The organism is Actinomadura kijaniata NBRC 14229 (genome assembly GCF_001552175.1).
Classification (GTDB): Bacteria; Actinomycetota; Actinomycetes; order Streptosporangiales; family Streptosporangiaceae; genus Spirillospora; species Spirillospora kijaniata.
The window spans coordinates 1-9801 of record NZ_BCQR01000262.1 but is presented as its reverse complement, the minus strand read 5'-3'; the positions used below and the strand labels follow the sequence as shown (position 1 = coordinate 9801).

At 71.4% G+C, this 9801-nt stretch carries 12 protein-coding genes and 1 pseudogene; 5 read left to right on the top strand and 8 right to left on the bottom strand.

Annotated features, from left to right (window positions below; all coding sequences use genetic code 11):
• A pseudogene (locus AKI01S_RS50025) lies at positions 1–221 on the top strand (hypothetical protein); the annotation flags it as partial.
• Here AKI01S_RS50025 and AKI01S_RS54900 read toward each other — a convergent pair.
• Positions 215–844, bottom strand: coding sequence for a helix-turn-helix domain-containing protein (locus tag AKI01S_RS54900; protein WP_157420660.1), 630 nt, complete (start codon positions 842–844; stop codon positions 215–217). The pseudogene AKI01S_RS50025 and the gene AKI01S_RS54900 sit on opposite strands and share 7 nt — an antisense overlap.
• Between AKI01S_RS54900 and AKI01S_RS46685 the strand changes: the two genes are divergently transcribed.
• Together AKI01S_RS46685 and AKI01S_RS46680 are read left to right on the top strand one after the other, a co-directional pair.
• Positions 745–1188 carry a peptide deformylase gene (locus AKI01S_RS46685; protein ID WP_084000932.1) on the top strand — a complete coding sequence of 148 codons (444 nt, stop codon included), beginning with the start codon at positions 745–747 and terminating at the stop codon, positions 1186–1188. The genes AKI01S_RS54900 and AKI01S_RS46685 overlap by 100 nt on opposite strands.
• A gap of 394 nt (positions 1189–1582) precedes the next feature.
• The gene (locus tag AKI01S_RS46680; RefSeq protein WP_169814138.1) at positions 1583–2590 is read left to right on the top strand and encodes a phosphotransferase family protein; all 1008 of its coding nucleotides are present in this window, start codon (positions 1583–1585) and stop codon (positions 2588–2590) included.
• A gap of 214 nt (positions 2591–2804) precedes the next feature.
• Here the strand turns inward: AKI01S_RS46680 and AKI01S_RS46675 are convergent, their stop codons facing one another.
• On the bottom strand, positions 2805–3185 hold the full coding sequence (locus tag AKI01S_RS46675) for an STAS domain-containing protein (protein ID WP_067833009.1): 381 nt from the start codon (positions 3183–3185) through the stop codon (positions 2805–2807).
• 94 nt (positions 3186–3279) lie between these two features.
• The gene (locus AKI01S_RS46670; protein WP_067833007.1) at positions 3280–4614 is read right to left on the bottom strand and encodes an alpha/beta fold hydrolase; all 1335 of its coding nucleotides are present in this window, start codon (positions 4612–4614) and stop codon (positions 3280–3282) included.
• Positions 4615–4684: 70 nt separating this feature from the next.
• Here AKI01S_RS46670 and AKI01S_RS46665 point away from each other — a divergent pair, with 70 nt between their 5' ends.
• A complete protein-coding gene (locus tag AKI01S_RS46665) occupies positions 4685–5269 on the top strand; it encodes a TetR/AcrR family transcriptional regulator (RefSeq protein ID WP_067833015.1) in 585 nt (194 codons plus the stop codon).
• A gap of 460 nt (positions 5270–5729) precedes the next feature.
• Here the strand turns inward: AKI01S_RS46665 and AKI01S_RS46660 are convergent, their stop codons facing one another.
• The gene (locus tag AKI01S_RS46660) at positions 5730–6476 is read right to left on the bottom strand and encodes an SDR family NAD(P)-dependent oxidoreductase (RefSeq protein ID WP_084000929.1); all 747 of its coding nucleotides are present in this window, start codon (positions 6474–6476) and stop codon (positions 5730–5732) included.
• An 80-nt stretch (positions 6477–6556) separates the two neighbouring features.
• Between AKI01S_RS46660 and AKI01S_RS46655 the strand changes: the two genes are divergently transcribed.
• Entirely contained in the window at positions 6557–6982 is a 426-nt protein-coding gene (locus AKI01S_RS46655) for a MarR family winged helix-turn-helix transcriptional regulator (RefSeq protein WP_067833001.1), read from the top strand.
• Positions 6983–7174: 192 nt separating this feature from the next.
• Here the strand turns inward: AKI01S_RS46655 and AKI01S_RS46650 are convergent, their stop codons facing one another.
• From AKI01S_RS46650 to AKI01S_RS46635, 4 genes are all read right to left on the bottom strand, one after another.
• Entirely contained in the window at positions 7175–7633 is a 459-nt protein-coding gene (locus tag AKI01S_RS46650) for a hypothetical protein (RefSeq protein WP_067832998.1), read from the bottom strand.
• 3 nt (positions 7634–7636) lie between these two features.
• Positions 7637–7897 (bottom strand): hypothetical protein, encoded by a 261-nt coding sequence (locus AKI01S_RS46645; protein ID WP_067832995.1) that lies wholly within the window; start codon positions 7895–7897, stop codon positions 7637–7639.
• A 71-nt stretch (positions 7898–7968) separates the two neighbouring features.
• Positions 7969–9192: a helix-turn-helix domain-containing protein gene (locus AKI01S_RS46640; RefSeq protein ID WP_067832993.1), complete on the bottom strand. Its 1224-nt coding sequence runs from the start codon at positions 9190–9192 to the stop codon at positions 7969–7971.
• A 132-nt stretch (positions 9193–9324) separates the two neighbouring features.
• Positions 9325–9741 (bottom strand): hypothetical protein, encoded by a 417-nt coding sequence (locus AKI01S_RS46635; protein WP_067832990.1) that lies wholly within the window; start codon positions 9739–9741, stop codon positions 9325–9327.
• Positions 9742–9801 lie beyond the last annotated feature (60 nt).

Here is a 9801-nt window from a genome sequence, read left to right as displayed (position 1 = left end):
GGGCGCCACCCGAGACAGCCCCCGACCTCGACCCGGTCGAAGGCATCTGGTCGGTCCTACGCCGCACCAGCCAGGCCAACACCGCCTTCACCGACCCCGAACACCTGATGCGCTCACTACGCCATGGCCTGCGCACGATCCAGTACCGCAGCGACACCCTCAACGGCTGCCTGGCCGCCACCGGCCTCACCCTGACGCCATCACACATTGAAGCTCAGTAGTTGCCGGGCGTCCTCTGCTGTTGAGCAGCTGCGATCCGGGTGGCGTACACCCGGTAGGCCTTGCGTTCGGCCGGCCCGGCGCCCTCGGCGGCGAGGGCTGCGCTCTGTTGCAGCGCGGCGTGGTGGAGTTCGAGCGACACGGTGAGACGGATGCAGTAGCCCTTGCCACGGCGGATGATCCGCCCCCAGATGAGCGCGGCGCGGCTGGTGTCGTCGCCGACGGCCCGCAGGTGGTCGGCGAGCAGGCCGGGCAGATCGAGCGTCACGGGCGCGTCCGCGGCGGGGCCGGACGGCTCCTGGGGAACGGGCAGCGCGTCCAGCTCGGCGGGGAGCTGGCGGACTTCGGCGGCGTCCAGGACGCGGCGGATGGTCTTGGGCGCGACGTGATGCTCGCGGGCCAGGGCCTTGACGGCAGCGCCTTGAGAGTAGGCGGTGACGACCTCGGCGGCCTTGTCCGCGGCAAGCGCGGTCGGGCGGCCGAGGGTCTTGCCGGAGGCCTGGGCGGCGGCGACGCCCTGCCGGGGTGGAGAGGCTGTTCGCCGCGATCGAGCGCATTGCCCGCGTCCACACCTTCGCCAAAGGGATGGGTATCGCCGCCCCCCAGCTCGGCATCGGCCGGGCAGCGGCCGTCATCCAGCCCGCCGAGGCGGGTACCGGCGCGATCGTGCTGCTCAACCCCCGCGTCACCGCGTTCTCCCCAGAAAGCGACGAGCAGTACGAGGGGTGCCTGTCGTTCTTCGACGTCCGCGGCCTGGTTCTCCGCCCCCTGCAGATCACCGTCGAGACCACCACACTGGATGGCACCATTGTGACCACGGTCTACCAGCAGGGACTTGCCCGGCTGATCGCCCACGAGATTGATCACCTCGACGGACGTCTGTATCTGGACCGGATGCGGCCCGGCATCGAGCCCATCCCCGTCGAGCAGTACCGCCAGACCGGGCAGTCCTGGGCGTACGACTCCTGACTCAGGCCTGCCCATGGCGCGCACGTGAACGCCCACGCTCCTGACGCCGCCGCCAGCGCCGGACTGGATGCCCTGGCCGAACTGGGCCGCACCGAATCCCGCCACGTGCTGGCCGAGCTGGTCCGGCTGGACACCGCGCTGCAGCCCTGGGCGCACCACTCCACCGTCGCCGAGTTCCACCACGCGCTCCGGGGAAACCCCGGCGTGGTCGGGCTGCGTCACCGACGATACAACCCCCCACCCGCACGCCCTCCGGCGCTGCCCGGCGCTGCCCGGCGCCGTCAGCCCGGCGCATCTCCTCGATGCTGTGTCCGTGGAAGCGGCGAGCGGCCGCCGATCGGTCGGACTGCGTGTCGGCCCGGCTGGCTTGCCACCTGACGAAAGACTCCAGGCCATGTCCGATCCCATGACCCCCGCCGCCTCCACTGCGGTGGCCGCATCGGCCGCTTCGGCCGCGACCGTGCGGCCCCGGTGGCGGGATCTGCCAGCCGTCGTGCGGCAGGCCCTTGCCGATCGCATCGGGCCGGTCGCCTGGGTGCAGGACCAACGCGGCGGTTTCACCCCGGGGCTGGCAGTACGGGTCCGCAGCGCCGGTGGGCAGCGCGTGTTCGTCAAAGGCATCAACACCACCCAGGTCCCCGCGCTGGCCGCCAAGTACCGCCTCGAAGCCCAGGCCACAGCCGCCCTACCGCCCACCGCCCCGGCGCCGCGGCTGCTGTGGTCAAAGCAGGTCGCCGGATGGTTGCTGCTGGTGCTGCAGGACCTGCCCGGCCGCTACCCCGATTTTGCTCCCGGCTCGCCCGACCTGCCCTCGGTCGTGGCCGCCCTCCAACGCGCCGCCGCCGTGCTGACCCCCAACCCTTGGCCGGCTGCCCCGCCCGCCATCCAGGAGCTGGGCGACCTGGTCCACGGCTGGCGCGCGCTGGCCGACCATCCTCCCGCTGACCTGGACGCCTGGGCTCGCCGCTACCTGCCCGCCTTGGCCGACGGCGAGCGCGCCTGGCTGACCGCCGCCGACGGTCCCACGCTGCTGCACGGTGATCTGCGCGCCGACAACATGATCATCACTGAAGGGGGCGACACCCCGGGCCGGGCGGTGTGGCTGATCGACTGGGCACAGCCCTACCAGGGCAGCCCCTGGATCGATCTGGTCGACCTGATTCCCCATCTCATCCTGGCCGGCCACACTCCCGCCGCCGCCGAACACGTGGTCGCCCAACCGCTGGCGCAGCTGGGCGTCGAAGAGGAGGTCATCACCAGCTACGCCATCGCCTTCGCCGGATACTGGGCGCGCATGTCACGGCTGCCGGCTCCCCCCGGCGCCCCGAATCTGCGCGCCCACCAGGCCCGCGCCTGCCAGGCGGCCTGCCGGTGGATCGCGCACCGCACCGGCTGGGGTTGACGCGGACCAGGCAGTCCACCGGCGCGGTGCGGGAAGGCGCGGTGGCCGGGATGCCTCCCAGCGCTCCCGGCCACCCGCGTGCGCCGTCCCCCCGGAGCGGCGCCTCCACGAAGGAGCGGCCGTCACGCTACCGGTCCTGAAGGCGGCGTCAGGGGCGGTCGGTGACACTTCCGGGTACGCCCGGTTGTGTGGTCTTCTCACCGCCACGTTCCTGTTAATTCAGTGCGCCTGTTGCCCAGGGCGGGGTGCGGTGGATGATGATGACCTGGTCAATACCGGTGGTGGTCAGCGCCGATCGCACCTGCCTGGTGGGGTTGAGCAGCACCAGGCGGCCACCGGGCCGGGTCAGCCGCCGCCACCAGATCACCAGCAGCCCCAGCCCGGCCAGGCTGGCGAAGGTCAGGTGCGCCAGCTCCAGCGCCACCGATGCGCCCAACACTCCTGCCACCGCACTGGCCAACTCGGCGTCCAGCAGACCGGTGGTGGTGTGGTCCAGTTCCCCGGCCAGCCCCACCCGGACGGGCACGGCGGGGAAGAGAAGCAGGCCCAATAAGCCCGAACATGTGTCTACCCGCCCCAGGAAGACGGCGGTCACCCGAACCCGTTCCCGAGCCGATAGAGAGGACTCCGAGAACCTCATCTGGTTCTTCCGAAACGGACGGTCTCTCTTTTTATCGGCCTTCGCCCTGTCATCTGTGGTCGCGGAGGAAGGCGGGGATGTCCGCGCGGGTGGGATAGTTCCGCAGAGGGGACGGCCTGTCCTGGAGGAACGCGGTGATGACGGCGGCGGCTCGGTCGTTGTTGTCGTCCAGGCCGTTCCACATGCGGTGCCCGACGCCGGGCATGTACTGGGTGCGCTCGACGGCCGGGGCATTGGCGAGGATGGCGGTCGCCCATTGGCGGAGCTGTGACGAGCACTCGGCGATCATCAGCATCGCGGGGGTGCGGGAGCGTCGCAGTCGCGGGGCGATGGGGGGCGAGCCCTTGAGCCCCTGCTGGATGCGCAGGCTCGCGGCGGGGTTGAAGGAGAAGTTCCGCGCGGTGTCCTCGGTGGGGATGCGGTGCGCATCCCGGGCGCAGTAGGCCGAGGCGGTGTCGCTGCCCAGGTCGGCGGCCCGGAAGGCGTTGGCGCCTTCGGCCTGGCCGATCAGGCCGGTGTCGGGGGCCAGCAGTCCCAGGCGCATCAGGCCGAGCGCGACGGCGTACCGCGGCAGGCGCGTCGACCGCGGTCCGGTCATGGCCGGGGCCAGGCCGCGCGCGGACGGTCGTCCCCGGTGCCCGCTGATCCGGGTGGTGGGGCCGTCCATCGGGCCGGGCTCGGCGATGATCGCCCGGCGCATGGGGGCGGCGACGCGCGGGGTGGCCAGGGCCTGGGCGAGCACGACCGCGCCCGCGGAGAAACCGAGGACGTCGACCCGCCCCTTGTCCAGGCGGTCGATGAAGGCGGCGAGGTCGCGGACGGACCGGGAGACGGAGTACTCCCCGATGGGGAGCAGACCGCTCCGCCCGCCGCCGGCGTGCTCGTAGGCGTAGACGTCGTGGCCTTGGCGCGCCAGTAGCTGAAGGAACCGGTGGTCGAGCACGGAGATGCCGCGGACGGGACCACCGTGCAGGTACACCAGGGGGGTCGAGCGCCGGGCGGTGCCGGGGGCGGGCGGGTAGTGGTACACCGCGACCCGGCTTCCGGTGGCCAGGTTCCAGTGCTGCGTGGCCACGAACGGCAGGGCGGGCGGGTAGCGCCGCCGGATGGGCGCGGTGGGAACGCAGACCGACGCCGTGAGCGCGGCGGCGATGACCACCGGCAGGAGCGGTCGCAGCCGGCCGGGCCAGGTGCGGCGGCGCCCCCGCCACAGCGCGGCGAGGGTCCCGCATCCCAGGGTGGTCAGCCACGCGGCCAGCCCCGAGCCGGCTCCGCCGGTCAGGACGACCAGCGCCAGGAACAGTCCGGCCAGTCCCGCGACGGCGGCCGTGCCCAGGATCAGGCGACCGGCGAAGCGGGCGGGGCGGAGGGGGGTTTTGGGCATGAGAGTCCCTACGAAGATTTCCAAACGTTGTTTCAAAACAACGTTAGCATTCCGGACTAGGCTGGTGACCGTGGGAAGACCGAGAATCAACGACGACGCGGTGAGGGACCGTCTCGTCGAGTCCGCGACCGAGCTGTTCGCCACCCGCCCGCGGGAGTCGGTCACCGTCCGCGCCCTGGCCGCGGCCGCCGGGGCCTCGACCGCGGCGCTGTACTCGCTGTTCGGCGACAAGGACGGGCTGGTCGCCGAGGTGCGCAACAGGGCGGTCGTCGGGCTGTTCCGGGACCTGTCGGCGGTGCCGGCCTCCGAGGATCCCCTGGCCGACCTGCACGCGCTCGCCGTCACCTACCGGCGGTGGGGGCGCGAGCACCGCCACCTCTACATGGTGCTGTTCGGTGGCGTGCAGACCTTCGACCCCTCGGGGCAGGTGGGCACCGGCGATCCCGTGCGGCCGCTGATCGAGGCGATAGACCGCGCCCTGTCGGCATCCATGCTCAGCGGCGACGTGACGCTCATCGCCCTTTCGATCTGGGTGACCCTGCACGGCCTGGTGATGCTCGAACTGGCCGGAACGCTCGACACCACCACGGCCGACGCCGCGTTCGAATCATCCCTCCGTGCCACGCTGCGCGGCTGGACGGTCCCACCGACCTGACCCTGGAGCCCGAGCGAGGTGCGGCGCGAACGCATCGACGCCGGCCGAGCGGGGGACGACGCGGGAGCGATGGAGACGCCGCCGCGGGTGGAGCGCGCCCCGGCCGGGCCGGCGGCCCCGATCCAGGTACCGATCGGGGACCTGTGTTCGCTCAATCCCGTGCCGGATCACCTGCGGATTGGCGCGCCATGAGCGGCGGGGACCTTTGCAGCACCCTCCGGCAAACTCCCCACCGCTACGGCCAAAGTGTGCGCCGTTGTCCAATCTGCACGCCGGGCCGGTGCACGGTGAACTAGGGGTGCTGCTGAGAACCGTGTCATGAGCCCCAAATGAGCCCGCGGTAGCGGATCAGTACGGCCCGCGGGGCTGGTGAGCCCGGCTCGGAAGAGCGCTACCGCTTCAACGGCATTGACCAATGGGTCCAGTGGCGCCCGGCCGAATGACAGCCACCGCACCCGGCTCAGCGAGCGGTGAAACCGCCGTCCACGTAGACGACGGTGCCGGTCATGGCGGTGGCGTCCAGCGCGACGTGCCCGACGGTGACAGCCACGTCCTTGGGCTCGGTCAGGCCCCCGAGCAACATCCGTCCGCGTTCGACCGCCAGCTCACGTTCGACGCGTTCCGGTTCGGCTCCTTGCTGGTAGGCCGCGATGTAGGCGGCGGTCATCGGCGTGCGGGTGCCACCCGGGCTCACGCAGTTGACCCGCACCCGAGGCGCCAGATCCACGGCCAGGTTGACGGTGAGGCCGTGCAGCGCGGCCTTGCTGGCCCCGTACGCGGCGTGCCGGTCGATGCCGCGCACCGCGGCCGTGCTGCCGATGAAGACAACGCCGGCGCCATCGGCCAGGACGTCCAGCAGGGCCCGGGTGAGCAGCATCGGCGCGGAGACGTTGATGTTCCACAGGGCTTCGAGCTCGGCCCGGGTGGTGGCGGCGAACTCGCGCACGTGGTCGATGCCGGCGGCGTGGACCAAAGCCGCGACCGGGCGTCCAGCGACCGCGTCGGCGACGGTGGCCATGCCGGCGTCGGTGGTGAGATCGGCAATGACCGGTTCGAAGCGGCCCGGTCCCTGGATGCCCGCTCCGACCTTGTGCAGCTCGGCGGCGCGGCGCGCGACCCCGAGCACGGTGAGGCCCCGATCGGCCAGATGGCGGGCGACGGCGGCGCCGATTCCGCTGCTGGCACCGGTGACCACGGCGACTGTCATGTTTCGCTCCCGGATAGAATCGTCAGGTTCCTGACAAGTATTGAGAGTTCGTCAGGAACCTGTCAATGTTGGAGGGTGCGATGAACGCCGACGACGTCTGCCTGAGCTTCCTGGTGCGTCAGGCGTGGCTGAACATGCGGTCGGTCGTGGACGACGCGCTCGCCGCGCACGACCTGTCGGTGGCGCAGTACGCGACGCTGCTCGTCCTCGACGAGCAGCCCGGCGCCTCCGTCGCCGAGGTGGCCCGCGCGGTGGCCAGCGCCCGCCAGTCCGCCAACGAACTGCTGGCCGGGATGGAGCGCGCCGGGCTGGTGGAACGCCGCCCCCACCCGCAGGATCGCCGCAGCCAGAAGATCCAGCTCACCGCCCTAGGACGCGCGCGACTGGAGGCCGCAAGGCCCTCGGTTCACGCGCGTGAGAGCGAACTGGAGGCGGGCTTCGACCAGGCGCAGCGCGCCGTCGTCCGCGAATGGCTCGCACGCATGGCCAAGGCCAGTCCCGCCTGACCGGTCGTGCGCCGCTACATCGCTGAGCGCTCTGGGCCCTCGGCCGTCACCCGCCGGACGCGGTAGTTCCAGCGTCTGAGAACCCGGACAACGGTTTCCGTTCCGTTGTTTCTCAACCCCCGGATCAAGATCCATTGCCTCTTTCCGACTTAGTTGGCGTTTGATCCACGGTTGTGTAGCTCAAACGCCCACTCAACCATGATGGGGCAGCAGGTCGGGGATCCAGGACTCAACGCTCATCGCAGGGTCGTGCATCTCGGCCACGTCCACCACACCGCCATGCCGCAGAACCTTGGCGGCCCGCTGGTAGCAGTGGCCTCGCGCGGGCCAGTGTCCCTGCGCCAAGATCACTCGCCGTAGTTCCTGAGGGACCTGGCGGAAGAGTCCGGCGGGTGCTGGCCCGGCCACCGCCATCAACTCGAAGCAGGCCGCGTGAGCGATCGCCACCGTCCGGTACGCGCGCACCTCCTGGGCGAACCGGGCCATGGCGCATCGGAAGGGTGTCGCCGAGAAGTTGGCCAACACCCGTGCCTCGCCTTGCGCGTTGAGCAGGACAGCGGCCTCAACCAGGAGGCCTGTCTCCAGCATGTCCAGGCGGGCGCCCTCGAACATCTCATCCACGCGCCGGTTCAGATCTTCGATGGTCAGCACGGTTCAGCCCTCGATGGTGGCCAGTACGCGGGTGATGCGCTGTACGGCCAGGGCCTTGTCGGCCAGGGGGGCGACGGGCTGGTTCCAGGACCACATGAACTCGCCGTCGCGCACGTGGATCTGCTCGCTCAGGCTGCCGGCGTTGGGGTTGCGCACCTTCAGCACCGGCCCGTGGCTGGTCTCGGTCAGCTCGGTGCGCAGGCGAGCCTGTTCCAGGTCGTAGGCCAGTTCGGCCAGGTGGGTCTCGGGGGGAGTGGTGTCCATGGCCGGGCACCGTAGAGCTGGCTCGGCATAGAAATTTCACCGCCGTGAAACCGGGGCAGGGGAGCGTTTGGTCAGTGCGGGATGCCCATCCTGCTGGCCAGGCCGCGCAGTTCCCGGCCGGTCGCGGCGCTGCGGTTCTGCTGGATCATCACCGCGACGGTTTCGGCGACTTGGCGGGAGTTGCGGATCTTATGGGGTGCGACCGCTTCGGCGCGCAGCAGCCAGCGTTCGGCCTGGCGCCGGGTCTTGCGGTCGCGGGCCAGGCCGCGGCCGACGTCGGCCAGGAAGGTGGCGTGCCGGCCCCGGCGCGGGGCGATCTTGTCCTCATCCACGGTGCGGGCCAGCTCCAGCAGGGCGCCGCCGCTCTCGCCACGTTCGGTGGCCAGGGCCACTCGCCACACGCCCACGTTGCTGGCGGAGAACGCGCCCCAGTTGCGGCCGGGGGTGTCGGGGGTGCGGGTCGCCAGTTCGGCGGCCTGGTCGAGCCAGTGCCGCGTCCGGTCGGCGTTGTAGATGACGGTGGCGCTCAGGGCGGCGGCCAACGTGATCATTCCCAGGACCTGCACGCCCATGTCGTCCCGGATGTGGGGTTCCAGGGTCTCGGCGGCCTGCTCGGCGGCGGCCAGCGTCTGTTCCCGGGCGTTGGTGGGCATCGTGTGGATGCGCAGGCTGGCGGCCTTGCCGATGCTGACGGGGTCGTCCAGGAGGGTGGCCGCCTCCTGGGCTTTCATCGCGGCGATCGAGGCCAGGTCCCCATACCCCAGATCCTTGGAGACGAAGGTCGCCGTCTGGAAGGCGTCGATCAGCGTCTCCAGCGCCCGACGGCAGGCCAGTTCGTCGGCCGGGTCACAGGCGTGGACGTGCAGCTCTCCGATGAGCTGGGGCAGTTTCTGCCCTACCACCAGGTGTTTGTACTCCGACCGGTCGATCCTGCCCATCTCGGTGATCAGCTCGTCCAGCGGGCGGGCCTCGTCCACCGCCGGGGCGGTCATGGTGTTGGTCATCAGGGCCGCGCGGACCGCGGGGATGGTGGCGTGCGGGCCCGCCTGGACCGGGTCGGCCGTCAGGTGCGGTCCGCCCACCAGGTCGGTCTCTGAGACCCGCAGGGCGGACGCCAAGGCGCTGATGTGCGAGCGGCGGTCCAGGGCGCGCTGTCCCCGTTCGGCCATGCTCAAGAACGCGGGCGACAGACCGGCCAGCCCCGCCAGCTCGACGAGGGTCAGCCCTCGCCATCGGCGCAGCACCCGCAGCCGTGCACCGATCGTGTGCTGATCCCACATCCCCTGGTCGTGCATTGGTGCGCCTCCTGGTTGGTCGCCCCTCCAGGGTAGGCACGCGTTGTGGCCGTTGGGGGAAAGGCGGTGCCGCTGTTGACCGCTGCGCGGTGCCACCGGGGTGGGTCCCGGTGGCACCGCGGCGGGCCGGGGTCAGTGCCAGCGCAGGTTGCTGGAGCGGCGACCGCACCGGCGCAGCAGCCGATCCAGGCCGCGCCGCCAGCCCGGCGCCATCGGGCCCGGGCCAAACGCCCCGCTCCAGCAGCGGCGGCAGATCGCGGACTCGGGCTTCATCAGCTCGCGGTCCTGCTGGGGCAGGCGCGGGTAGGCGTCCTGCAGCAGCACGCCCATGTCGGTGTGCTGGTAGAGGTAGTGCATTCCGCTGTGCACCGGCGCCCAGTAGTCCCGCAGGCAGTGCCGGCAGGTCATCTTGACCATCGCGTCGGCCCAGCGCGGCGGGCACAGCCACGCGGGTCGGCGCTGGTGGGTCAGGCGGGCGCGGTTGCGGTAGCGCGCCCGCCGAAGGCGCAGCGTGCGGAAGGGACGGGTCGTGCGCAGCGATCGGAACATGGGCGGTCCTTTGCGGTGAAGGCGGCTGGTGCCGCGGGCGGTGCTGTCGCGACAGCCCCC

Bases quoted from the DNA above. Each gene is read 5' to 3' on its own strand.
- AKI01S_RS46680 (WP_169814138.1), top strand. From the start codon at position 1,583: ATGTCCGATCCCATGACCCCCGCCGCCTCCACTGCGGTGGCCGCATCG.
- AKI01S_RS46660 (WP_084000929.1), bottom strand. From the start codon at position 6,476: ATGACAGTCGCCGTGGTCACCGGTGCCAGCAGCGGAATCGGCGCCGCC.
- AKI01S_RS46645 (WP_067832995.1), bottom strand. From the start codon at position 7,897: ATGGACACCACTCCCCCCGAGACCCACCTGGCCGAACTGGCCTACGAC.
- AKI01S_RS46670 (WP_067833007.1), bottom strand. From the start codon at position 4,614: ATGCCCAAAACCCCCCTCCGCCCCGCCCGCTTCGCCGGTCGCCTGATC.
- AKI01S_RS46635 (WP_067832990.1), bottom strand. From the start codon at position 9,741: ATGTTCCGATCGCTGCGCACGACCCGTCCCTTCCGCACGCTGCGCCTT.
- AKI01S_RS46640 (WP_067832993.1), bottom strand. From the start codon at position 9,192: ATGCACGACCAGGGGATGTGGGATCAGCACACGATCGGTGCACGGCTG.
- AKI01S_RS46655 (WP_067833001.1), top strand. From the start codon at position 6,557: ATGAACGCCGACGACGTCTGCCTGAGCTTCCTGGTGCGTCAGGCGTGG.